General features: G+C 53.3%; 22 protein-coding genes. 8 read left to right on the top strand and 14 right to left on the bottom strand.

Annotated features, from left to right (window positions below):
* The first annotated feature begins 165 nt into the window (after positions 1–165).
* Positions 166–855 carry a GntR family transcriptional regulator gene (locus C1J03_RS20670; protein WP_114888299.1) on the top strand — a complete coding sequence of 230 codons (690 nt, stop codon included), beginning with the start codon at positions 166–168 and terminating at the stop codon, positions 853–855.
* A 175-nt stretch (positions 856–1030) separates the two neighbouring features.
* Here C1J03_RS20670 and C1J03_RS20665 read toward each other — a convergent pair whose 3' ends face one another.
* On the bottom strand, positions 1031–1726 hold the full coding sequence (locus C1J03_RS20665) for a GntR family transcriptional regulator (RefSeq protein WP_114888298.1): 696 nt from the start codon (positions 1724–1726) through the stop codon (positions 1031–1033).
* Between the two features lie 101 nt (positions 1727–1827).
* Between C1J03_RS20665 and uxaC the strand changes: the two genes are divergently transcribed.
* The 4 genes from uxaC to C1J03_RS20645 are packed head-to-tail and all read left to right on the top strand — an operon-like array spanning position 1828 to position 6276.
* A complete protein-coding gene (gene uxaC / locus C1J03_RS20660) occupies positions 1828–3234 on the top strand; it encodes a glucuronate isomerase (protein WP_114889118.1) in 1407 nt (468 codons plus the stop codon).
* Between the two features lie 15 nt (positions 3235–3249).
* Positions 3250–4071, top strand: a complete 822-nt coding sequence (kduI, locus tag C1J03_RS20655) for a 5-dehydro-4-deoxy-D-glucuronate isomerase (RefSeq protein WP_114888297.1) — start codon at positions 3250–3252, stop codon at positions 4069–4071.
* Entirely contained in the window at positions 4068–4814 is a 747-nt protein-coding gene (gene kduD / locus C1J03_RS20650; RefSeq protein ID WP_114888296.1) for a 2-dehydro-3-deoxy-D-gluconate 5-dehydrogenase KduD, read from the top strand. The genes kduI and kduD overlap by 4 nt, the downstream gene beginning before the upstream one ends.
* Entirely contained in the window at positions 4804–6276 is a 1473-nt protein-coding gene (locus C1J03_RS20645) for a mannitol dehydrogenase family protein (RefSeq protein ID WP_216825876.1), read from the top strand. Before kduD ends, C1J03_RS20645 begins: the two co-directional genes overlap by 11 nt.
* On the opposite strand, the gene C1J03_RS20640 is transcribed toward C1J03_RS20645, so the two are convergent.
* From C1J03_RS20640 to C1J03_RS20625, 4 genes are all read right to left on the bottom strand, one after another.
* Positions 6230–7507 (bottom strand): TRAP transporter large permease, encoded by a 1278-nt coding sequence (locus tag C1J03_RS20640; RefSeq protein WP_114888294.1) that lies wholly within the window; start codon positions 7505–7507, stop codon positions 6230–6232. The genes C1J03_RS20645 and C1J03_RS20640 overlap by 47 nt on opposite strands.
* Before the next feature lies 1 nt (position 7508).
* Complete coding sequence (locus C1J03_RS20635; protein WP_174234483.1) at positions 7509–8039, bottom strand: TRAP transporter small permease; 531 nt, start codon at positions 8037–8039, stop codon at positions 7509–7511.
* An 84-nt stretch (positions 8040–8123) separates the two neighbouring features.
* A complete protein-coding gene (locus C1J03_RS20630) occupies positions 8124–9107 on the bottom strand; it encodes a TRAP transporter substrate-binding protein (protein WP_114888293.1) in 984 nt (327 codons plus the stop codon).
* Between the two features lie 156 nt (positions 9108–9263).
* Entirely contained in the window at positions 9264–9782 is a 519-nt protein-coding gene (locus C1J03_RS20625; RefSeq protein ID WP_114888292.1) for a peroxiredoxin family protein, read from the bottom strand.
* 156 nt (positions 9783–9938) lie between these two features.
* Between C1J03_RS20625 and C1J03_RS20620 the strand changes: the two genes are divergently transcribed.
* Positions 9939–10361, top strand: coding sequence for a GlcG/HbpS family heme-binding protein (locus C1J03_RS20620; protein WP_114888291.1), 423 nt, complete (start codon positions 9939–9941; stop codon positions 10359–10361).
* Positions 10362–10393: 32 nt separating this feature from the next.
* Here the strand turns inward: C1J03_RS20620 and C1J03_RS20615 are convergent, their stop codons facing one another.
* The 4 genes from C1J03_RS20615 to C1J03_RS20600 all read right to left on the bottom strand — a co-directional run bounded on the left by C1J03_RS20615 (position 10394) and on the right by C1J03_RS20600 (position 13413).
* Complete coding sequence (locus tag C1J03_RS20615; RefSeq protein WP_302661609.1) at positions 10394–11305, bottom strand: NAD(P)-dependent oxidoreductase; 912 nt, start codon at positions 11303–11305, stop codon at positions 10394–10396.
* Positions 11306–11415: 110 nt separating this feature from the next.
* The gene (locus C1J03_RS20610) at positions 11416–12327 is read right to left on the bottom strand and encodes a sugar kinase (RefSeq protein ID WP_114888289.1); all 912 of its coding nucleotides are present in this window, start codon (positions 12325–12327) and stop codon (positions 11416–11418) included.
* A gap of 9 nt (positions 12328–12336) precedes the next feature.
* On the bottom strand, positions 12337–12648 hold the full coding sequence (locus tag C1J03_RS20605; protein WP_114888288.1) for a cupin domain-containing protein: 312 nt from the start codon (positions 12646–12648) through the stop codon (positions 12337–12339).
* A 21-nt stretch (positions 12649–12669) separates the two neighbouring features.
* Positions 12670–13413, bottom strand: a complete 744-nt coding sequence (locus C1J03_RS20600) for an SDR family NAD(P)-dependent oxidoreductase (protein WP_114888287.1) — start codon at positions 13411–13413, stop codon at positions 12670–12672.
* 369 nt (positions 13414–13782) lie between these two features.
* Between C1J03_RS20600 and C1J03_RS20595 the strand changes: the two genes are divergently transcribed.
* On the top strand, positions 13783–14475 hold the full coding sequence (locus C1J03_RS20595; protein WP_114888286.1) for a GntR family transcriptional regulator: 693 nt from the start codon (positions 13783–13785) through the stop codon (positions 14473–14475).
* 316 nt (positions 14476–14791) lie between these two features.
* On the opposite strand, the gene gltS is transcribed toward C1J03_RS20595, so the two are convergent.
* From gltS to C1J03_RS20575, 4 genes are all read right to left on the bottom strand, one after another.
* Positions 14792–16000 carry a sodium/glutamate symporter gene (gene gltS / locus C1J03_RS20590; protein WP_114888285.1) on the bottom strand — a complete coding sequence of 403 codons (1209 nt, stop codon included), beginning with the start codon at positions 15998–16000 and terminating at the stop codon, positions 14792–14794.
* Positions 16001–16413: 413 nt separating this feature from the next.
* Positions 16414–17130 (bottom strand): formylglycine-generating enzyme family protein, encoded by a 717-nt coding sequence (locus tag C1J03_RS20585; RefSeq protein ID WP_254694114.1) that lies wholly within the window; start codon positions 17128–17130, stop codon positions 16414–16416.
* Between the two features lie 48 nt (positions 17131–17178).
* Positions 17179–18399: a copper-containing nitrite reductase gene (gene nirK, locus C1J03_RS20580; RefSeq protein WP_114888284.1), complete on the bottom strand. Its 1221-nt coding sequence runs from the start codon at positions 18397–18399 to the stop codon at positions 17179–17181.
* 141 nt (positions 18400–18540) lie between these two features.
* Positions 18541–18918 (bottom strand): c-type cytochrome, encoded by a 378-nt coding sequence (locus C1J03_RS20575; protein ID WP_114888283.1) that lies wholly within the window; start codon positions 18916–18918, stop codon positions 18541–18543.
* 887 nt (positions 18919–19805) lie between these two features.
* Between C1J03_RS20575 and C1J03_RS20570 the strand changes: the two genes are divergently transcribed.
* Complete coding sequence (locus C1J03_RS20570; protein ID WP_114888282.1) at positions 19806–20414, top strand: adenylate/guanylate cyclase domain-containing protein; 609 nt, start codon at positions 19806–19808, stop codon at positions 20412–20414.
* Between the two features lie 101 nt (positions 20415–20515).
* Here C1J03_RS20570 and C1J03_RS20565 read toward each other — a convergent pair whose 3' ends face one another.
* Positions 20516–22480 (bottom strand): hypothetical protein, encoded by a 1965-nt coding sequence (locus tag C1J03_RS20565; protein WP_114888281.1) that lies wholly within the window; start codon positions 22478–22480, stop codon positions 20516–20518.
* Position 22481 lies beyond the last annotated feature (1 nt).

The following is a 22481-nucleotide window of genomic DNA, read 5'->3' as shown; positions in this document are numbered from 1 at the left end:
AGATGCCCAAACAGAGGGAGAGCGAGGAGTGCTAGAACAAAGCGAAGATATTCTCAGATTAGCTTTCAGCGGAATGGTGTTACGATTGCAGTTAAGCCTTTAGGCATTAGGTGAATATCGTAGCCCAGTATAAGAACACGCGGCAAACAGGCATCGGATTTTGAAATGATAACGCTAGAGCCGTCTCAAGACGCAAAAAGGCTTACAACGACAGAAGAAGTCTTTCGTCAGTTGAAGTCGGACATCATCTCTTTGAAATTGGCCCCAGGCGCAAAGCTCTCGGAAGCTGAGATCGCCAAAGCTTGCAATGTGTCCCGCCAGCCGGTCAGAGAAGCATTTATGCGATTGGGGGAATTGAACCTCCTCGAGATAAGGCCACAAAGGGCGACCCGCGTGCGCAAAATATCGCATGAGGAATTGCGCAATACGCGGTTTATCCGAGCTGCGGTTGAGGTCGAAGTTGTTCGGATGGCGTGCCAAGTCGCGCAGCAGGACCAGCTGGATTTGATCGCAGAAAACCTAAGCCTGCAAAGGCAGGCCGTCGACGCCAGTGATGCCGCAATGTTGAAGTCGCTGGATTATCATTTCCATAATTTGATCTGTCTTGCCGCCAATTGCGCACACGCATTCAAAGTGATCGCGCAGAACAAGGCGCATACAGATCGCGCCTGTACACTTGAGTTGTCCGACGCAGAGGGCATGCAAGAAGTTCTTGAAGGGCACACTGGCATCTATGATGCTTTGTGCGAAAGAGATGAAGAAACAGCTGTCGCAAGAACACGATTTCATCTCAGGCATCTTGACGCCACATTAAAGAATGCTTGCAAAAATTCCCCGGACTTCTTCGAGGATTAAGGGACTGCTCGGCTGATTTGACAGCACCATTTGGCCGGCTGTTGGTTTGGGTTAGGGAATTGAACGTAACGCCGTTCTCAATCGGCAAGCGTTCTTGTCGACGCGGCGAATATACCTTCGCCAGAAACCCAGTTTCTTGCGGTGATGAGTTCAACGTTAAAGGGGATGACTATGGCTACGCGATTTCGCAATAATCGGGATAACGCTCGACAATCGTAGGTAGGATGTCCTTGATCGCTGAAATATGCTCGCGGAGTAGCTTTTCCGCTTGAGCAGTGTCGCCCTTCAGGATGGCTTCGAGGATTTTCCGGTGTTCTGCAATGACGTGTTGGCGTCTTTCTTGTGACAAGGATAAGAAACGCAGCCGGTCCAAATGGCCTTTTTGTTCGCGGATGAGGGGCCAAATATGATCGTGTCCGGAGACAGCACAGATAAGTTCGTGGAACGCTTCGTCGATAGCGTGAAAAGCCGCGGTATCTGCCAGCAAAGCCAGCTCTTGATCGGCAATATTGGCCCGCATGCCTTCGACTAAGTGTGCTTTGTTTTTGACCACAGCTTCGCGCAGGCATTCTACCTCAAGGGCTGTTCTGGTGAACACGGCGTCGTGAATCGCGCGCAGTGAAATTTGGGTGATCAGAGTGGGGCGTTGCGCGCGAATAGACAAAAAACCAAGGTTCGAGAGCCGGAAAAAGGCATCGCGGACGGGTTGACGCGACACGTCAAGTTGCCTGGCCACGTCCACTTCCGAAACCTTTGTGCCGGGCGGCAGCTTGACCGAAATCACCGCAATATAGAGCGCGTCAAAGACACGTTCGGTAGCTGATCCCCGGGATGTCTTGAGAGGGCTGAGGGTTGGGATGTGAATTGTCATTTCAGTAACCAGTTAGGTCGAATGAAAGCCTAATTGCGCTTTGACACATCTAATCATCTAGCATATTAGAATACTAGTTGGAAAATACGGGGCATATTGCAGTGACACTAACCGATCCTGACCGTCTTTTCCCCGTAGGCGAACGACAGCGCGATCTGGCGCGCGCGCTTTATGGCGCAGTGTCGGACCTCCCTATCCTTAGCCCGCATGGACATTGTGACCCAAGCTGGTTTGCCAAAAATGCGCGGTTCTCAAACCCTGCTGAGCTTTTTGTTGTGCCGGATCATTACGTGTTCCGCATGCTCGTCAGCCAAGGCGTGCCAATGGCTGATCTGGGTATTCCGCGGGTTGATGGTGGTCTGGTGGAAACTGATCCTCGCAAGATTTGGCACCGCTTTGCCGCCGCATTTTCGCTCTTTCGGGGCACGCCCACGGCGATGTGGTTGGATCATTCATTCGAACATGTATTCGGGATTGATCAGGTTTTGAGCACATCAACAGCGGATGCTATTTACGACAAGATCGAAGCGAAGCTTGCAACACCTGCATTCCGGCCGCGCGCATTGTTTGACCATTTCAACATTGAGCTTCTTGCCACGACAGAGGGCGCAACGGATGATCTGCGCTGGCACCGCTACATTAAAGAAAGCGGATGGCAGGGCAAAGTCGTGACGACCTACCGTCCCGACGCCGTTGTCGATCCTGATTTTGCAGGGTTTGCAGAAAACGTCACAGCCCTTGGCGCGCTAACCGGCGAAGACACGTCAACATGGTCTCGCTATCTGGCGGCCCACGTTGCACGCCGCGCGTTTTTTAAATCTCATGGGGCCACGGCTTCGGATCATGGCCACCCAACCGCGACCACAGCAAATTTGAGCCAAGACGATGCGCGTGCGTTGTTTGCCACAGTTCTTTCCGGCGGGTTTTCTGCCCAGCAGGCTGAAATGTTTCGTGGTCAGATGCTGACAGAAATGGCCAAGATGAGCATCGAGGATGGGCTAACGATGCAAATCCACCCTGGCTCGCGGCGCAATCATAGTGCTGATGTTTTCGCCCAATTCGGGCGCGACAAGGGGTTCGATATTCCCGGTCGCACGGATTATGTCGAAGCGCTTAAGCCGTTGTTGGATGCCGTGGGCATGGAACCCGATCTGACAGTGATTTTGTTCACGTTGGATGAAACTGCGTATAGCCGCGAGCTTGCGCCTTTGGCGGGTGCGTATCCGGCGCTGAAGCTGGGCCCGCCTTGGTGGTTCTTTGACAGCTATGAAGGCATCAAGCGGTTTCGCGAAGCAACGACCGAAACCTGTGGATTTTACAATACGGCCGGATTTAACGATGACACCCGCGCATTTTGTTCGATCCCCGCGCGCCATGATGTGTCGCGCAGGTCCGACTGCGCCTATCTTTCGACCCTCGTCACAACAGGGCGTCTGCGTGAAGCGGACGCCTTTGAGGTCGCCTATGACCTCGCCTACGGGCTTGCCAAAACTGCCTATAAACTCTGATCTGAAAGCACCCAAATGACCAACGCACAGACCCGCTACGCCATTGATCCTGACACAGCAAAGACGTTTGACACGGCAAAGTTGCGCGAGCATTTTCACTTAGGCGATTTATTTGCCGACGATGAGATCCGATTGGTCTATTCCCACTATGACCGATTGATTTTGGGCTCTGCTGTACCAACCAAAGGTCCGCTGACGCTGGATCACGTTCCAGAAACCGGCACGGCGACGTTTCTTGAGCGGCGTGAAATGGCAGCCTTGAACCTTGGCGATGCAGGGCAGATCACAGTCGCAGGCAAAACCTACCAAATCGGCACAGGTGAGGTCCTTTATATCGGGATGGGCGCTGGTCCGGTCACACTGGAAAGCGGACGTTTCTATCTGCTTTCAGCTCCCGCACACCGCATATGTCCCACCACATTGATCAAGTTGGCTGATGCACGCAGGGTCGAGCTTGGGGCGCGCGAGACAGCCAATGAACGAGTTATCATTCAGTTCCTGCATCCAGAAGTTTGCGAAAGCTGCCAGCTGCTTATGGGGTATACACAGTTTGCGCCCGGCTCAGTTTGGAACACGATGCCGGCACATCTGCATGATCGCCGGATGGAGGCTTATCTTTACTTTGACATCCCAGAAGACCAGCGCGTCTTTCATATCATGGGCACACCGGACGAAACGCGCCACATCGTCATGGCGAATGAAGAAGCCGTCATTTCGCCACCGTGGTCGGTTCACTGTGGGGCAGGGACTTCATCCTACACGTTCTGTTGGGCAATGGCCGGTGACAACGTCGACTTCACCGATATGGATATGGTCGCGATGGAGGACTTACGATGAGCGAAGCGTTTCGTCTGGATGGCAAACGCGCGTTTGTGACCGGGGCCAATACCGGAATTGGGCAGGCGATTGCCGTTTCTCTGGCGGATGCAGGGGCCCATGTGATTGCGGCCGGCCGGTCCTCTTGTGCCGATACAGTCGTGAAGATCAAGGCGCTGGGCGGCAATGGCGAGGCCTGTCTCATTGACTTATCTGATCCCGCCAAAGCGGTCGGAGTTTTGGAGTCTGTTGGCGATCTCGATATACTTGTGAATAACGCCGGCATCATTCGCCGCGCAGACAGCGTTGACTATAGCGAGGCTGATTGGGACGACGTCATGGACGTGAACCTCAAGGCTGTTTTTATGATGTGCCAGACGTTTGCCCGCGCGGCAATCGCGCGTGATACGGGCGGGCGGATCGTTAACATTGCATCCCTTTTGTCGTTTCAGGGCGGTATCCGCGTTCCAGCCTATACCGCATCGAAGCACGGTGTTGCGGGTCTGACGAAACTTTTTGCCAATGAATGGTCTGCGCATGGCATTAATGTGAATGCGGTTGCGCCCGGCTATATTGCGACCAACAACACGACCGCCTTGCGCGATGATCCCAAACGCAGCGCGGAAATTCTGTCGCGCATCCCTGCCGGGCGCTGGGGCGATCCCGCGGATATTGCTGGTGCCGTTACGTTCTTGTGCGCGCCTGCCTCGGCGTATGTGACGGGCAGTGTTCTGAATGTCGACGGGGGCTGGCTTGCCCGATAAACCGCGTCTGAAACGGTCTGGTCACACGCCCAAGGTTGGGATTGTGCACTTGGGGCCGGGGGCGTTTTTCCGGGGATTTAATGCGGTCTATACCGACGAGGCCACGGAGTTGGCGGGCGGCGACTGGGGAATTGTTGCAGTCAGTTTGCGCAGCCCAACTGCCCGCGATCAGTTGAAGCCGCAAGGCAATGTGTTCACTTCCGTGACGCTCGCTCCCGAAGGGTGGGAGCCGCGTATAATCCACTCCATTGCCCAAACGCTTGTCGCGCCAGAAGATCCGCAGGCGGTTGTTGCGGCGATGGCTGATCCGAACATCAAAATCGTGTCGTTGACGATCACAGAAAAAGGGTACTGCACCCAGCCTTCGACTGGTGAGTTGGACCTAGAGCACGCCGATATTGCGCATGACCTGTTGCACCCTGATCAACCAAAGTCTGCGGTGGGGTTTATTGTGGCGGCTTTGGATGCGCGGCGCACGGCAGGGGTCAAGCCTTTCACGGTGTTATCTTGCGACAACCTTCCGTCCAACGGGGCTTTGGCGCGTGCGATTGTCCTTGAGTTCGCGCGGCAGCGTAACGGCGAATTGGCAGATTGGATCGCTCGAACAACGACTTTTCCCGCAACGATGGTGGACCGGATTACGCCTGCGACAACGAATGACGATATTGCCAAGCTTGCTGATATCACAGGTTACGACGACCAAGCCTGCGTATTTCACGAAGGGTTTCGGCAGTGGGTAATTGAAGATGACTTCGTTGAGGGGCGCCCAGCATGGGATATGATTGGCGCCAAAATGGTCGCCTCGGTTGCTGCCCATGAGATGATGAAGCTGCGCTGCTTGAATGGCACGCATTCAACGCTGGCGTATCTGGGGTATCTCGCGGGGTATGACACCATCGCGCAGACCGTTGCTGACCCCGATTTTGAGGTGTTGTGTAACACGCTTTGGCGCGATGAGATCATACCGACGTTGAAGCAACCGGACGGCGAAGACTTGTCCGCCTATTGTGCAGCCCTGATGGCACGGTACAAGAACACCGCCATCCGGCACCGGACATGGCAAATTGCGATGGATGGTAGTCAGAAATTACCGCAACGATTGCTTGGGACGATTGCGGATGATCTGAACATGGGTTGCGACCCGAAAGGGTTGGCTCTCGCGGTGGCTGGCTGGATGCGGTACGTGGGCGGGCAGGACGAAAATGGCGGACCAATAGACGTGCGCGACCCGCTTGCCTTGGCACTGAAGAACGCTAGCGAAGGAGCCAAAACAAACGCCGATAAAGTTTCAGCGCTGCTGGCGTTTCACGATATTTTCCCCAGCACGCTGGCAGTGGACCACCGCTTTTGTGATCTGGTCACCAAGGCCTATGGTGGCATTGCCGAGGGTGGTGCAAAAGCCGCCGTTCGAGCTCTTAGAATAGAGACGGAAGCCAGAGCGAAACAGCAGGCACATAAGTGACCAAGATAAGTGCACCAAGGATCGCAAGATAGAACGGCCAAATAGATTTCAGCGCCTCTTCGATCTTGATCTTGCCGACAGCACAGCCCACGAACAAACAGGTCCCAACGGGTGGTGTGCACAGGCCAAGCCCGAGGTTCATCAGCATCATGATACCAAACTGCGTCGGATCCATACCAAGGCCCTTGGCGATTGGTAAAAAGATCGGCGTACAAATCAAGATCAACGCTGCCATGTCCATAATCATGCCAAGTAGCAAGAGGATGACGTTGATCATTAGCAGGATGATAATGGGGTTATCCGAGATCGTGACAAGCGCATTGCTTAGTCTTTCGGGGACTTGGTACAGGGCCAGCAGATACGCAAACGAACTCGCAAAGGCGATGAGGATCATCACCATTGACGTTGTTCGAACGGTTCCTTTGATGGCTGTTAAGAACGACTGCCAACTTAGGCTGCGGTAGTAAAAAGTTGTTAGAAGAATGGCGTAGATTGCACCAAACGCGCCGGATTCTGTGACCGTAAAGACGCCTGACAGTGTGCCACCAACGATGATCACAGCAGTGAAGAAACCCGGGATCGCATCAGCGGCGGTGCGCCCAACTTCACGCCACCCTGGGAAAGGCTCAGACGGATATTTGTGTTTGATCGACAACGCGTAGGCCGCAATAGCGAGGCTTGCGCACATTAAGATACCTGGAATGACCCCAGCAAGAAACAGCTTGGAAACGGAAATGCCGCCGCCCGCTGCAACCGCAAAAATAATCATATTGTGGCTGGGTGGAATTACGACACCCGCAATGGAGGAAGTCACGGTTACATTGACTGCGAAATCGGGGCGATAGCCGCGTTCCTTCATGACGGGAACAAGGATTGAACCCAATGCAGAAATATCCGCAACAGCGGAGCCAGAAATGCCACCAAACAGCATGCTCGAGAAAATATTGACCATGGCGAGGCCACCTTTGAGGTGTCCTACAAGCGCAGAGGCCAGTTTAACCAGCCGGACTGCAATCCCGCCATGCAACATGATTTCGCCTGCAAGCACGAAGAAAGGGATCGCCAAGAGGGAAAATACTGACACACCAGCGGTCGCCCGCTGAAATGTGATCAACATCGGAAACCCTTCGAACCAAAAGGCCGAAGCAGCGGCGATGCCCATGGCGAATGCGACTGGCATGCCGATAACAACACCAAGCCCGAACACGAGCATTAGGATAGTGAGGCCCATATTAGGATTCCTGCAAATTAGTGGTGGTGTTCCATGTCGAGAAGGTCAGCAATCGTATGATCCCCCGCGACCCGGCGTTCAAGACCATCAGGACGCCACACAAGGTGATGGCCAGTGTTCGAAAACTCTCGGGAATGTTGAGCATTGGAAGAGACGAGTCCCAGCCAAATTGCATCAATTGAATACCCGCATAAAACATCACTGCGCCGAAGGCGGCGAGGATGAAGTCGATGATGACGATAATTACCTTTTGAACGCGCAAGGGTGCCATGTCTCTGAACAAGGAAACGCCGAGGTGCGTATCGTCCCGCACGCCTGCTGCGGCCCCAAGAAATGCAATGTAGCAGACAAGTAAAAGTGCCAATTGTTCGACCCATGTCGGGGTGAAATTTAGAACATAGCGTCCAAAAACCAACCATCCGAAGGTTATAATCAGGACGACAAGCGCGAGTGAGGCCGTAGCAATGCAGGTCCATTGAATGGCGTTAAGCAGCTTCTCGGTGCGGGCTATGATAGAATTGCGGTCAGTCATATTTGCCTCGCGACATGCCAAAGGAAAAAGATCAAACGGCCCTCGATACAAGGATCGAGGGCCGTTCAGGTTTTGCGAGATCAATTAGCCGCCGTTGCGGATCATGTTAACCAAATCGGTCAGATCAGGGTTCGCTGCGAGGAACTTGTCGTACACAGGGGCCATCGCTGCTTGGAATGGGCCTTTGTCTGCGATTTCGTTCACCACTGTGCCGCCGTCTTGGACGATTTTCATGCTTGCGGCTTCACGGGCCTGCCACAGTTCGCGCTGCAAATCGGCGCTTGCGCGGCCGGCTTTCATAACGACGTCCTGCTGCTCAGGTGTCAGCTTGTCCCAAGATATTTTGCTCATGCACAGGCATTCTGGAATGATCAGGTGCTGTGTCAGCGAGTAGAACGAAGCAACTTCGTAGTGGCTTGTCGATTCGTAGGACGGTGGGTTGTTTTCCGCGCCATCCACAACACCGGTCTGGATTGACTGATAAACTTCAGCAAATGCCATTGGTGTCGCGTTGCCGTCCATGGATGCAACCATGTCTACGAAAAGGTCGTTGTTCATTACGCGGATTTTCAGGCCAGCAACGTCAGCAGGCGTGTTGATCGGGCGTACCGAGTTATAGAAAGAGCGTGCACCAGCATCGTACCAGCCGAGCGGCACCACGCCACGTTTGATCATGCCTTCGCCGATTGCGGTGCCGACATCGCCATCCATGAGCTTATACATCTCTGGGATGCTGCTGAAGATAAAGGGCAATGAGACAACGTTGGCTTCAGGAACTGATGTACCAAACGGTCCAAGGCTGAATTCGCCAAAATCGATAACGCCCAGGCGAAGCTGTTCAATGGCGTCTGGCTGGCTGCCTAGAACGCCGTTGTGGAATGTTTTTGCTGTAACCTCGCCACCGGTGCCCTCAGAGACGGCATCCGCAAATGCTTCCATCGCGATGGAAACGGGGTAGTCTTCAACGTGGATGTTCCAGCCGCGAAGTTCGCCCGCAGCAACAGATGATGCGGCGAATGCAAGGCAGCTGCCGAACAGCGCGCTGCGAAGTGTGATACTTTTGGTCATGTGATCCTCCCAGATTCAATTTGGGTTGGTTGGCCTGTTTGCAGTCGGGTGAAAGCAGGCGGGCTTACCAACAGGTATACTAGTATTAAAGGTGACAGCCAAAGTCAATCAAACCTGTTGCACCTTTCGTTATCCCGCATGTTCTGCTGACCTCTATCAGACAGTTCCGCGGTGGGGGCGGTCGTTTTGTTTGTTGAAAATCATACCGTCCAACAATTCCCCAAGTTCAGGACGGACCGCTGGGCCATTGGAAATTGAGACAATAATCTGACTGCCATCTTCGCGTAGAACAAAAACGCCAGGCTCCGCAAAACAGCCATCGGCCTCTTGGGGCGACAAGGGTTCTGTCACATAAACACCAAGTGTCGCCATCTGATCTTCGGTCAACCCGTACCCTAAGTCGAAATCCCACCCGAATTCTGCTTGATCCGCTTGCGCTTTTTCTTGCGAATCGGCTGACACCACAGCGATGTCAAAACCGGCATCTGCCCAAGCAGCGCGCATCTCGTTGAGGGTGTTGAGGTACTTTTTGCAACGCGGGCAATGTTTGCCGCGGTAGACGACAAGGAGTGTCCAGTTTTTGCTGGGGCCACCAACAGTTATCTCACCTCCATTTGCACGCGCAAACGTAAGGGGGCTCAGGATACTGCCTGGGGTTGGTTTCGGTGTAGGCATTTTGGGCTCCTGTGCGGGTTGTAAGCGACATATTGGCGTGACACTTCTTGGCTATACTACTAGCATACCAGAAACATTATCTAGCGTGAATTGCAGATCGCAGCGCTTTTTTCCCGTCACTGTTTGAGTGCAACACGACACAACAGGAAGTACCCGATGCTGAAAATCTGCAGGCTAGACGACGCTGATACCACCCGAATTCTGGAAGGTGCGAAAGCAAAGGCCAAAGAGATTGGTGTATCAATGTGTATCGCTGTGACCGACGAAAGCTGTAATCTGCTGGGGTTCATGCGGATGGACGGCAGCAAGATACCAAGCATCACTTTGGCGATCGACAAAAGTTATACGGCCGCTGGCACGCGCAAGCCAACGCATGACCTGGCTGAGGCGAGTATGCCGGGAAATCCTGTTTATGGGCTCACGTCTACGGTAGGGGGTCGGATGGTCGTGATTGCTGGTGGCTTGCCAATTGTGTCGGACGGCGACGTCATTGGCGCAATCGGTGTAAGTTCCGGCACGCCCGCGCAAGATTTGTCTGTTGCAGAGGCGGGCGTGCAAGCCTTTAAGCTGCGCAAATAGCGCGGGCGTAGATATTAAGACCAACCTCAGCCCTAGCTTTCAAGCTTAAGAAAATAGTCGAATATTTCGGGCACGTTGCCTTGGCTCATGCCAGCGCCCATCGCCGCCTGAAGGTTGTTTGATGTGCCTTCCGCAATTTCGGAGCGGGTGCCTAGATCTTCGGCCATTTTCAGGAAATAACCGATGTCTTTGTTGGCGTTTGCGATGGAAAAACCCAAATCGCTGACACCGTCGACCGCGTAGTTCTTGCAAAATCCCATAAAGGGAGAATTGGAAGGACCGGCGGCCATGATATCATACAGCTGCTTGCGATTGACACCGGCACGTTCCGCGACAGCGAAAGCTTGGCTCATGGTGCTGACGGTGGTCATGCCCATAAAGTTATTGATCAGCTTTGTTGTGTGCCCCGCACCAAGCGCGCCAAGGTAAAAGACATTTTCGCCAAGGATGTTCAAAACAGGCGTCACCTTGTCGTAGGTTTCCTTGTCGCCCGCAGCCATGATGTTCAGTAAACCATCTTTTGCGTGGGCAGGTGTGCGGCCAAGTGGTGCATCAATCATTCCTGCGCCTTTCGCCGCCAGATCGGCACCGATCTTGCGCGTGGAGTCAGGAATAGAAGTTCCGAAGTCAATCACGACTGCACCGTCTTTGATTCCAGCAAGAATGCCATCATCCCCGTAGATCAAGCTTTCGACAACTTCCGAGGTCGTCACGCACAACATGATGATATCACACTGAGCGGCGAGTTCTTTTCCTGTTGAGGCAGTGCGCGCACCTCGTGCAACAACAGCTGCGATAGCGTCTTTGTTCCGGCCCATGACAACAGGCTCAATCCCATTTTTTTGCAGGCATTCGACCATATTGCCGCCCATAAGACCGAGGCCAATGAAACCGATGACGGGATTTTGCATGTCTTTACTCCTAAGCGTGGATAACGTTTTCAATTCAGCACACTAAATCATAACAGACTAGTATACCAGAGTCATATCAAAGAAAGCGCTGGGCATTTTCTGTTGTTCCAGAAAGGTGCGAGTTGCGGGGTACTTATGCGGGCTTAATGTTTAAGAGACATCGGTTTGACGGATACCAAAGCGCCACGTGCTTGGACTACAGCGCCGGACAACTGACACGCAGCCGCAATGCTTTGCGGTAAAGAAACCCCGTCGTTCAATCCAGCAAGAATTGCAGCGTTAAAACTGTCACCGGCCGCCGTGGTGTCTATGACGTCCGCGATGGACGGTACAGAAACCGTGCCTTCACCTTGCGGGCTGCAGTGATAAATCGCATCGGCCCCGTTCTTTACAATGACGGTGTTGGCCCCAGCTGTTTGATACCGCTGTGCGGTGGCCTTTGGATCGACATCCTCAAACCAAGTGGCTTCATCCTCGAATGACGGCAATACGATGTCGGATACCTCTGCTCCTGCCATCGTCCCTTGCAACATGGTTTCGTTATCTTCCCAAAGCCGGGGTCGCAGGTTTGGGTCAAATACAATTGTCCTCCCTTTGGCCCGCCCCGCACGTAATGCGGCTAAAAGGGTTTCGCGCCCCAGCGCATTCAGGATCGCAAGTGTGATACCCGAAAAATAGATCAGGTCGTGATCATCAATCGCAAGGCTCAGCGCGCGCGGGTCTGATGCCAAGCTGCGCGCCGCAGATTGCCCCCTCCAATAGGAGAAACTGCGCTCGCCGTTTTCGAGTGAGATCAGGTAAAGACCAACAGTACTGTCCGGTACCACGACCCCGTATTGATCATTGATGTCCGCATCTTTGATCGTCGCGCGTAGTTGACCCGAGATCGCATCAGTGCCCAATCCGGTATAGTATGAAATGCTGATATCGGGATTAAGGCGGCGCAAATACCATGCTGTGTTGAACGTATCACCTGCAAAGCCAAGCCGGAATACGCCAGCTTCGTCTTGAGGCGACATCTCCGCCATACACTCCCCGATTGATAGAACTCTCATGATCCAGGCCTATAAAAAATCATCACGTCGTGGCGTGAAGCAATCAACCAAAGTGCCGGGTTCAAGACAGACGCAGCCGTGTTGCAACTCGCTTGGAATGACAAAGCTATCGCCGGGTCCGACCTCGCGCTGCTCATCACCCAAAGTGAACCGAAACCGACCCGATTCAACGTAAGTCGATTGCACATGGGGGTGATGGTGCAATGCACCAACAGCCCCTTTAGCGCCAAACCGAAAGGCAACGACCATCATGTCGGGGTGGTCCGAAAGAACCTGCCGCGAGACGGATTCACCCGTTGAGACTATAGGAAAGTCTGACATGTCATATCCTCTTGCTGGCGTTTAGCTGAACAGCATGCCGCCGTTAAGGTCTACATTGGTGCCTGTGACGAATGCACTATCGTCACAGGCCAGGAACAAGACAAGATTTGCGGCATCATCCACATGACCCTGTCGTTTAAGCGGTGCATTGGCCTCAAAACCGCGGCGTCCTGCATCGGGCGTGTGGACGTTATGGAAATCGGTGTCGATCATGCCGGGGCACAATGCGTTGACGCGGATGTCAGGGCCCAACTCTTTGGCGAGACCGCGTGTCATTGTCATGACGGCACCCTTGGACGTGGCGTAGGCCACGGCACCGGGTCCACCCCCATCACGACCCGCTTGGCTGGCTAGGTTCACAATCGCGCCGGATTTCATATGAGCAAGGCAGGCTTTGGTCATCATGAACGTACTTGTTAGGTTCAACGTCATGACGGCGTTCCAATGCTCGAGTTCCATTTCAGCGATGGTTTTGCGCGCAATAAGCCCGCCCGCGTTGTTGACCAGCACGTCGATGCTACCAAAGGCGTCCATTGTCTTTGCGATCAAATCGTCAACATCGGCCTGATTGTTCAAATCACCCTGCACTGCAATGGCTTTGCCGCCCGCCGCTTCGATCTGCGCTACGGTTGCGTCTGCACCCTTTGAACTGGAGAAGTAGTTAATCGCAACGTTCGCACCCTCGGACGCGAGTTTTGCAGCAACCGCACTGCCGATATCGCGCCCGCCACCAGTTACGATGGCCGTTTTACCTTTGAGTTTCATGGGAAATTTCTCCGTTGTTTTTCGGCCTGCGCCGGATGTCGGTTATGTGGTCGCGCGCTTTTCCTTCACGACCTCGAATTTTCCATACACATCCGCAAAGAAAATGTAGGCTCCATAGCTTTGGTCAGCCAAGAATTTGAACACCCTGTTGGGCGCGCCGCGATAGATGTCGAATCAATTCCGCACGACTAGCATACTAGTTAAATTCTGGCATACTAGTTAGAAATTGCGTAGAAGGTCTGCCAAGGGTCCTGTCTTTCTTTGTGCCCCCGAGGTATGTGCGGTGCAGCCACGGCCACGATGGCGTTCTTGCGCGTTTTGGTGCAAGCCAAAGAATGTGCGGTGACCATCTTATGAGGAGATGATGATATGGCGAATGCAGGCCGAGTGACGGAACGACGGACCAGTGTTGATGAAGTCTTCGCATATCTACATGAGCAGATCCTTTCCCTGGGGTTGCTCCCCGGCGACAAGATTTCCGAAGCTGATATGGCCGCGCGTTTTGGCATTTCGCGACAGCCTGTGCGTGATGCCTTCAGCCGGCTCGCAAACCTTGACCTGTTACTGATCCGACCGCAGCGGGCCACCGAGGTAAAAAGGTTTTCGATGCGCGAGATTGAAAAGTCGCGCTTTGTAAGAGCGGCGGTCGAAAGGGAAGTTTTGCGTAGGGCGTGCGTGCTGTGCGATGCGGATGGTGCAGCACTGTTGGATGCGTCACTTAAGGCTCAGGACAAAGCGGTGCAAGCACGTGATGTCGACGGTTTCGGCACGCTGGATTACGAGTTTCACAAAGCAATCTGTGAAATTGCACAGGCCGATTTCGTATTCGACGTCATAATGACCGAGAAGGCAAAGGTGGATCGCCTGTGTCGACTTGCTTTATCGAAAGAGCAACGGCTGCCGGACCTGTTGTCGGATCACCAACGAATTGCGGATGCGATAAAAGCACATGACGCAGACCTCGCTGTTGAGGTTGGTAAGTTCCATCTGTCGCGACTGGATGAAACGATCGTGAGAATTACCGAAACGAACGCCAACTATTTTGAACCGGCTGATACCTAAGGGCTGCGCTTAAGGGGCCTAATGACGTTATTTGATGAGGGAATTCTGTTGGCTCATCATAGCCGCAGATGAGTGGGGTCTGAGGCAGACATCCAAGAGCCCTGGCGAGAAGATCGACAAAGTATCCAAACCCGCGACGCAGAAGCACTTTTCATCTGAAAAGAGGTTTTGGCCTGTTTTGGACGTTAGAGATTTGGTGGTTTAGACATTAAGTCAAATATTTGATCACGATGGCAAAGAAATTCGACCCCTCGGAACCTCCAGGGGAAGCTAGGGACCAAGTTGTGCGGCCCAATAGTATTGCGCTGTTGGCCCTCTAAAGTCCCACAAAGAACTGGATGATTGCTGCATTTGCCAGATCAACAAAAAATGCAGACACCAAAGGCAAGACGATAAACGCCAAGGGGGCTGGCCCGTACCGTTTCGTCACCGATGACATATTTGCGATGGCAGTTGGTGTGGCGCCAAGTGCGAAACCCGCAAACCCCGCGCTAAGAACCGCAGCTTGATAGTTTCCGCCAGCCAGTCTGAACACCAAAAATATAATGAACATAACTGTCATTAGGGCCTGCATTGCTAGTACCGTCAAGATTGGTCCGCCTAGTTCAGCAAGTGTCCAAAGTTGCATACTCATCAATGACATTGCTAGAAATACAGACAAACAATAGTCTGAAATCACAGCGAGGGCAGGGGTGCGTGCGGGCCAAGTGATGCTACGGAATACGAACGGTACCGTGTTCGACATTACTATTCCGACCAGTAGGCAGGGTACGAACAATGGAAGTTTCAGGCCAGCCTGCCCAATGGCGTCGTGGCCAAAATAGCCAAAAAGAATGGCCACGTGTATCGCCAAGAAACCGCGCATCAGCGAGATATGATCAATTTGAGTGATCTGATCATCGTCATCTTGGAACTCTAATCCGACAATCGCATCGTCCGAAACATCGCCGCGCAGGTGCTTGCGGTCGATCAGGTATTTGGCAATGGGGCCGCCCATTAGGGCTGCCAAGATAAGTCCCAAAGTCGCAGCTGCGATCCCCATTTCGGCAGCTGCAGCAAAGCCCGAGATTTCTTCTATCTGCGGCCCCCACGCAATCGCTGTGCCATGCCCGCCAATCAAAGAGGCGGAACCAACAAGTGGAGCCGCAGATGCAGGAATCCCGAAAAGCGTAACCCCGGCCAAGCCAACAAGGTTTTGTAAAATCATGAACCCGAATGTCAGCGCCAACAGCGTGATCAGCAATTTGCCGCCCCGAAACAGGTCGGAAACACGCGCATTGAGGCCAATCGTGGCAAAGAAAACCACAAGCAAATAGTCGCGAACCTGCAGGTCGAAGACTATTTTCCTGTCAGTTATTATAAAAAATGCCCACGTTAGCGCCGCGATAACTAAGCCGCCTGAAACGGGTTCGGGGATGTTGTAGTCGCGCAGAAACGCGATCTTGCGGGTTAAGAAGGCCCCCAAAAAGAAAACGATAAAACCAAGCGTGACGGCGATGAAAGCTGGAATTTGTATATCAGACATGGGTTGCGCTCGCGGCCTAAATCATAGGTGGATTTTTCAAATTGAACGGAAGCCGACCCAAAGTTGTCGTCGCACGTTCGGCGCGGTGTTGCTGGGAGGCATTTGCAAAATTCAAAACACTCCTAGACGAGGCGCACCGAATTGGTCAACAAGCCCCTTAATCGAAATGACCGAACGAGCGGTTTCTTCGATCGCACTCTGGTACATCTCCTGCGTTCGGATCCGTGTATCCATATATGCGGTGCATTTATATGGAACGCACTTCAAAATCTGACCGGTCACGTCCACTTGAACCAACTCTAACGAGGGCAAACCGCCATGTTCGAATATTGCATCGCTCCTTCCCCTCGGGGTGCGTTAACCGATGGAGCGCGCGCGCAGCCTCAGATTTAGCGAGCCTTTTCAGGGAAACCCTACGACGCGACAACCAATCGCAAGCCCAAGTGCGCGGGAGGGCTCCCAACGGCGCATCCGCCCCGCGCAGGATCTCTTGTGAAGACTGGGATCGCTGCCATGTGCTCCCCTCCAACATAAAATGCGGGGCACCGGTTGTTAGAGAAATCGGGATCGTAGCAATCACTAGTCCATTCCCAAACACTGCCGTCCAGATCCATCACACCAGCGCGCGTGGCGCTAAAACTGCCAATGGGCTTCAACGTTCTGGGCGACGCAGGTTCGGTGCGATAGGAGTTAGCCCATTCAAGCAATGGATCATCAAAAAGAGGTTCAGGCTCTTCGGGCAAAACTTCGTGCGCGAGCGCAAGCCACTCTTGGCTGGTTGGAAGTCGGTAGGTCTTGCGTGATTGTTGGTTGATCCACGTGATATATTCTTGAATATCAATCCAATTCACGCCGGTTGCTGGATAGTCAGCTTCTCGCCCTTTACGACGCACCGTTAGCTCCAAGGAACACGCCCTAGCGGCGTGACATCTGTTCCATTCCGCGACGGTTAGCTCATGTTTCTGTACGGTGATTGGGTGGTGTTGGGCATCCAGCGCATCGGTGATGACGACCTCAGGGTCGAAAGCAGTTTCCTCATTCAAAAGAAGTGCCCCAAGAACCGCCGCGCTGCATATAAATACAGCAGCGCCCGCGGCCATCATCGCCTTGGGTTTGGCAGGCCACTTCATTTAGTGGCCCACCTATTTTTCAAACAAAGTGTCATTTCGCGACCATGATCAAAGGAACGAGCGGGCCGGCACAACTTGCGCCATCAAGTCGTTGTCCCATTCGCCCGCAACAACAAAGTGCGCTGTTGCCCCCATCAATGATGCCTCGATCAGGTTGTGGTTCACATAGGCGTAGATGCCCGGTTGTTTAAACGTGTACACGGCAGCGCCCGCTGACCCGCCGCGGATGAACCAAGTTTCAAGGTTAGATTGCGGAGTGTCTGAGAACGAGCCCGCTTCCCATACCAAGTCCGCATGGCCGCCAATCAAGTGCGGACGTGTGTCGCGGTTTGCCTGTGCGTGTACCATCAAAACGGTTTTGCCGACTTCAGATTTATATGCGTTTTCGCCGGTCATTGAGCCTACGGAGCCGTTGAAAACCGAATGTGTTGGCGTCAGTGTCCGCATCGCATCAAGGCTGTCGCTGTAATCTTCGCCTGGGCCTTCATAGTCGATGTAATACCCATCCTCGTCCATGGGCAGATAATAATCCTGCTCACCCACATAAACGATATCGTCATACTCAACTCGGTTGCCGTCCCCATCTTTGAGGCCGTCTCGGGGCAGGACCATCACAGCACCGTTCATGCCGTGGCAAACGTGGTACGGGATCATGTCCCCACCGGGGGCGCAGTGATAGACAAAGACGCCCGGCTTGGTCGCTTTCCACCGCAACACGGTTTCTTCACCAGGCAGGACATGGGTCAAACCGCCACCACCCAACGCGCCAGTAGAGGCATGAAAGTCGATGTTGTGCTCCATGAAGCTATCTTCGGGATTTCGAAGTGTCACTTCGACGTAATCCCCTTCGTGCACAATTATCAGCGGGCCAGGAACAGAGCCGTTGTAAGTCAACGCCCAGATATAACCGTCATTGTCTTCATCAACGAGCATCCGCTTTTCGGTTGTGGTTAGTTCAATTTCAACGATCTTTGGTCCGTCTGTAGCAACCTGCTCATGCGCAGGGGCAAGCGGTGGCATCACCATTTCTTGTTTGACGCGTGGCAAGTGCGATAGATCGACCTCCTTGCCCTCAACTGTTACCTGCTCGGCGGCTTTGATCACATTGTCATAGCTTGACCCAAGTTTTTGAACAAAGAGCTTTGGATGCTTGGCGGCCCCTTGCGCAGTAGACGCGCCAGTTGCCAAAGCCACACTGGCCAAGGCTGTTCCTTTCAGAACATTGCGGCGACTTGGGTTGGTTTGAACCGTCTTTGATCTCTTGGACATGCGCTTTCCTCTCAAATGATTGACCGTGCCCTTGAGGTGTCTCTCAAGCGCCCGTGGAATACATCGATCTGGCCCGCTATGACGTCAGAAAAAGCAGTAGTCGTGATCATCGCGGCTGATGTGCCTAGGTGTAAAATCGAATTAGTTGAAGGTGGCCAAGTATGAGACGATATCAGCCAACTGTTCTTCTTTGCGAAACCCTTTGAACGACATCTTGGTGCCGGGCATAAATTTCTTTGGATTCGCGAGAAATTCACTAAGTGATGCTTCATCCCAAACGAGCCCGGCTTCTGCTTGAGCAGTAAGTGCTTTGGAATACTTGAAGCCTTCCACCGCGCCGGCGGAGGCTCCAACAATCCCGTTCAATTCAGGGCCTACCCGGTTCTTGGCTTTTTCGCCGACCATGTGACAAGCTTTGCACTTGGAGAATAGTTTCTTGCCTTTGTCGGGATTACCTTCCGCAAAAACTGGGCCCGACATAATTGCGAGCACTAAAATCACTTGAGTGACTATTTTCATTGTGGGTTCCTCCGATGGGTGAGCCTTGAGCATAGCCGAAGAAGAAACGATCAGTCCATGTTGACGGCGTATTGCGTAAGACGGTCATCATTTCGCTCGCGCTTTGCCATGTTCCATTACAGCTGACTTTCGCTGTGGGGCGCACCACGATTAGCTATTCTCTTCAGATTGAGGTGTTTCAGTTGTGTACGTCAAAGCTGCCTGCAGCCACCCACAATCATTACAATCTCACAAGCCTGCTCCCCCGAGGCGTTGTTTGTTTTGGGCACTCCCAAACCCTAACGTTCCAGCCAATTGAATGCTTAAGGCTTTCCCGTCAGGGACAAGCCTGCTCTCCATCAACAAATTTCGTATGACTGAAGATGCTTCAGCACGCTCCGATGCATCACCCATCAGCAGCGCTTCGCTTGTTGCGAGCCTCTGAGACCTGTAACCCACGCAGCCCAGCAGTGATGCGCATAAAGCCTGTTTTCACGCAAATTTCCCGCAGTATTTACGTTCCTTTGACGTAACTTTGATGCTGCTTTTACGTCGCTCAGTTGAACTAAAACTATAGCGGAGGATTCTCTTCCCCGGTGCGATTTAGGAAACCTGCCGGTTGGCAGAACAACCCGAAAGGTTAAAGAAATGAAGCTCTTATCATTCGGTTCAAATACTACCAGATTTATCGCTAGACCGAGATTCATACACAATTTGTATCTTGCCCCGAATATCGACTTTGCACCGCGCATATTCACGCCTGCAATGCCCGTTCGGTTACTCTTCAATCCGCAAAGCGGCACTTGCGTTGGCACCCCGTGTCAGTCGCACGGCGAGTTAATGCATCGGTGTGTCGGCGTCGCTCAGTCCAAAAGCTTTGAGGCATTACTTACCAAGGGAGAATTGACATGGTGAACGCGGCATTGAGAATACCCGGTCCAAAGGGTGATCACCGTACCCTGTTTTGTCATCACGATTTGGTTCGCGATGAGATCAAGAATAGCTTTTCGGAGAACCTCGGTGAAACGCCGAGCGAGAAAATTGTATTGACGCTCCTAATGACAGACATTGTTGGATCGACGAGTAAATTAGCGCTACTTGGCGACTATTGCTGGGCCGAATTATTGGACCAACATGATGAGATCGTTCGAGAACGGGTCCGTGAATTTGGGGGCCACACCATAAATACGACAGGAGACGGTTTCATCACCGCGTTTTCTGGCCCCACGCGCGCGATTCACTGCGCTCGAAAAATACGAGCAGAAGTTGCCCGCCTAAACATTGCGATCCGCGTGGGAATCCACATCGGCGAATGCGAGCGTCGTGGTTCCGATATCAGTGGATTGACCGTCCACATCGCAGCCCGAATACTGGGTTGCGCGTCGCGCGGGCAAGTCTTGATCTCTGAAACAGTGAGAGACGTCACGATCGGATCTGGGCTTGATCTCCGCCATATTGGCGCACCAAGCCTCAAAGATGTTCCGGGAAACTGGCCGCTTTATGAGGTTCGGATCTAGAGGTTTGAGGGCGAGTGCGCTGCGTATTTTGATTACCTTCATGGTTGGGGCTTGAGCAATCGGTTCACATGATTACTGCGACATACAGATTTGGGCAGAGCTCAAGACTCGAACCGCGGCAATCGTGTCCAGTCTGAAGTGAGGCACCCGCCACCGATCCGGGTTTCCGGAGGGACCGGGTCGTAGGTTTCGAACAGTGGGTTAATAGGCGCTGTCATCGGTATCGCCCGACCGTCATCAGTTGTTGCCAAGGTATTGATAGCGGTTCGCGTCACTGGGAGGCCAGAATGGACCCGCGAGGCTACAATATGCGCTGACATCGCACTGGATACACTGGTGCCATTCATAGGAAACGTGCTTCCACTAAAGTACCCACTAGCCAGAACACCTCCGTGAACCCGACTGTCATCGCAGATTGCCGCCGCCGTCGGCGGGAAAGCAAACGGATGATCAAAACCTTCGCTCGAATAAAGCGCGGGCTGACGCGACTTGCGAAATGAACCCGCTGCGACAAGGGTTTCACTGCCCGTGGCAATGTCTGATATTGTCCCCGCGTTTTGTACAAAGATAGGGGGGATCGCCACCTCTGGCCAAACAGGGCGCTGAGCGTCGAAATAAGATTGCCGTGCGCCATTTCTGGCGAGGCCCAACGCGTCGTCCCGCTCGACCCACAACTCGGCCTTGGCATTGTTATCCAGCGACAGTGCTTTCAACCCGATTTCCCAACGACCAGCCAGATCGGGCCTTCCGCCTTGGAATTGGAAGTAGTCTCGATCTATCGCGGTATGCCGCACCGCAATCATGATGCGCACGCGCGGTGTTTCGAAAAAATAACCGACGCACTGAACGTAGACGCGAGCCAGCAAAGTGTCTCCGTCGAGCAATTCCCAGAATTTTCCAATCTTTGCGTCGGTGATCGTCAAGGTTGGCCCGCCGGGTGGTGTCACTGTCAACTCGATTTGCGGATCAGCGGCGTTGCAGGTTGGCAGCCAGATCTCGACTAAATTCGACGTGCCGTCGTCGGGCTGAACAATCCAACCGAGTGTTTGCTTGGTTGCAAGTTCGTCACCGCGAAAGCTCGCATGTGTGTCCGTATCAAAGAAATTTCCCGCCGGAATCGTGATTGCCGAGGCTGAGGTCCCGTTCAGGATTGTATCGAAAAGCCACTCCATCGGGCCATGGCCGTCGTGACCACCAGCAATGCCTCCAAAACTGAAATTGATCTGCGGTTTCCCGCTTTGCCCGGCCAATTGAAATATCCACAGCACCGCCATGAGCACGGAAGGGATTAGGAAATTGCCATGCGTTGCGTCAACCGCCCGGCTGCTCAGGTTGACGGCAATAATCGGATCGCCGGGCCCATCGCCCCCGGTCATCACGTCAAGCACGTGCGTTCCGTGTCCTAGGCTCGTTGGCAAGCGGGGATAACGTTCAGGGTCGAAACTATTGGCGTAATCATCTGCATAAAGCGCGTGTTCGTCGACGTTGCCACCTTGGTTAAATTCATTCAGCAATTGGTCGATGTCGATCGCGGCATGCGTGGTAAGGGCATCTTGATCCCAAAAGCCAATGATGCGGGTTTCCGTGACGGATTTGCGAAAACGCGCATTCGCAAAACCGATGCCGGTGTCCATGATCGCGACGATACTGTCGCCAGGGGCCATTTCGACAGCCAAGTCCATGGAGCCAACCGCCTCGATATCCTCAATCGGAACCCCAGTCAGCAACAACTCGCCCCACTCACGTCTTTCGATTGTGGAATAGATGCTCGACAGGGCACCGAGTTCTGAAAAACCAACTGCCAATACTTGTCCGGAACTCGTTAGCTCCAACGGTTTCAGTCCTGTCGGGAAAACCACGACATAGTCTCCGCCCGGAGCAAAGTTGCTTTGAAACTCTTCCAGTGCACCAACAGAAGTGAACAAGAATGTATAGGCAACAATCAGGTCATTGTGATCCTTGTCGACGGAAGACACCGGTGAGGGAACCAATAGCCAGTGCTGTGCGGGATCCTGCGAATTTTGCGCAGGATCCAATTCTATCTCATCAGTCCATTCGGCTGCCATC

Origin of the sequence: Sulfitobacter sp. SK012 (assembly GCF_003352085.1) — a bacterium.
In the GTDB taxonomy this organism is placed as follows: Bacteria; Pseudomonadota; Alphaproteobacteria; order Rhodobacterales; family Rhodobacteraceae; genus Sulfitobacter.
This window is presented reverse-complemented; position numbering and strand designations above follow the sequence as displayed.

What these genes read in the sequence shown, in the direction of transcription:
- C1J03_RS20640 (WP_114888294.1), bottom strand. Translation starts at nt 7,507, where the DNA reads ATGGGCCTCACTATCCTAATGCTCGTGTTCGGGCTTGGTGTTGTTATC.
- C1J03_RS20635 (WP_174234483.1), bottom strand. Translation starts at nt 8,039, where the DNA reads ATGACTGACCGCAATTCTATCATAGCCCGCACCGAGAAGCTGCTTAAC.
- kduI (WP_114888297.1), top strand. Translation starts at nt 3,250, where the DNA reads ATGACCAACGCACAGACCCGCTACGCCATTGATCCTGACACAGCAAAG.
- C1J03_RS20570 (WP_114888282.1), top strand. Translation starts at nt 19,806, where the DNA reads ATGGTGAACGCGGCATTGAGAATACCCGGTCCAAAGGGTGATCACCGT.
- C1J03_RS20610 (WP_114888289.1), bottom strand. Translation starts at nt 12,327, where the DNA reads ATGAGAGTTCTATCAATCGGGGAGTGTATGGCGGAGATGTCGCCTCAA.
- C1J03_RS20600 (WP_114888287.1), bottom strand. Translation starts at nt 13,413, where the DNA reads ATGAAACTCAAAGGTAAAACGGCCATCGTAACTGGTGGCGGGCGCGAT.
- gltS (WP_114888285.1), bottom strand. Translation starts at nt 16,000, where the DNA reads ATGTCTGATATACAAATTCCAGCTTTCATCGCCGTCACGCTTGGTTTT.
- C1J03_RS20565 (WP_114888281.1), bottom strand. Translation starts at nt 22,480, where the DNA reads ATGGCAGCCGAATGGACTGATGAGATAGAATTGGATCCTGCGCAAAAT.
- C1J03_RS20575 (WP_114888283.1), bottom strand. Translation starts at nt 18,918, where the DNA reads ATGAAAATAGTCACTCAAGTGATTTTAGTGCTCGCAATTATGTCGGGC.
- nirK (WP_114888284.1), bottom strand. Translation starts at nt 18,399, where the DNA reads ATGTCCAAGAGATCAAAGACGGTTCAAACCAACCCAAGTCGCCGCAAT.
- C1J03_RS20625 (WP_114888292.1), bottom strand. Translation starts at nt 9,782, where the DNA reads ATGCCTACACCGAAACCAACCCCAGGCAGTATCCTGAGCCCCCTTACG.
- C1J03_RS20665 (WP_114888298.1), bottom strand. Translation starts at nt 1,726, where the DNA reads ATGACAATTCACATCCCAACCCTCAGCCCTCTCAAGACATCCCGGGGA.
- C1J03_RS20670 (WP_114888299.1), top strand. Translation starts at nt 166, where the DNA reads ATGATAACGCTAGAGCCGTCTCAAGACGCAAAAAGGCTTACAACGACA.
- C1J03_RS20585 (WP_254694114.1), bottom strand. Translation starts at nt 17,130, where the DNA reads ATGAAGTGGCCTGCCAAACCCAAGGCGATGATGGCCGCGGGCGCTGCT.
- kduD (WP_114888296.1), top strand. Translation starts at nt 4,068, where the DNA reads ATGAGCGAAGCGTTTCGTCTGGATGGCAAACGCGCGTTTGTGACCGGG.
- C1J03_RS20605 (WP_114888288.1), bottom strand. Translation starts at nt 12,648, where the DNA reads ATGTCAGACTTTCCTATAGTCTCAACGGGTGAATCCGTCTCGCGGCAG.
- C1J03_RS20595 (WP_114888286.1), top strand. Translation starts at nt 13,783, where the DNA reads ATGGCGAATGCAGGCCGAGTGACGGAACGACGGACCAGTGTTGATGAA.
- C1J03_RS20630 (WP_114888293.1), bottom strand. Translation starts at nt 9,107, where the DNA reads ATGACCAAAAGTATCACACTTCGCAGCGCGCTGTTCGGCAGCTGCCTT.
- C1J03_RS20620 (WP_114888291.1), top strand. Translation starts at nt 9,939, where the DNA reads ATGCTGAAAATCTGCAGGCTAGACGACGCTGATACCACCCGAATTCTG.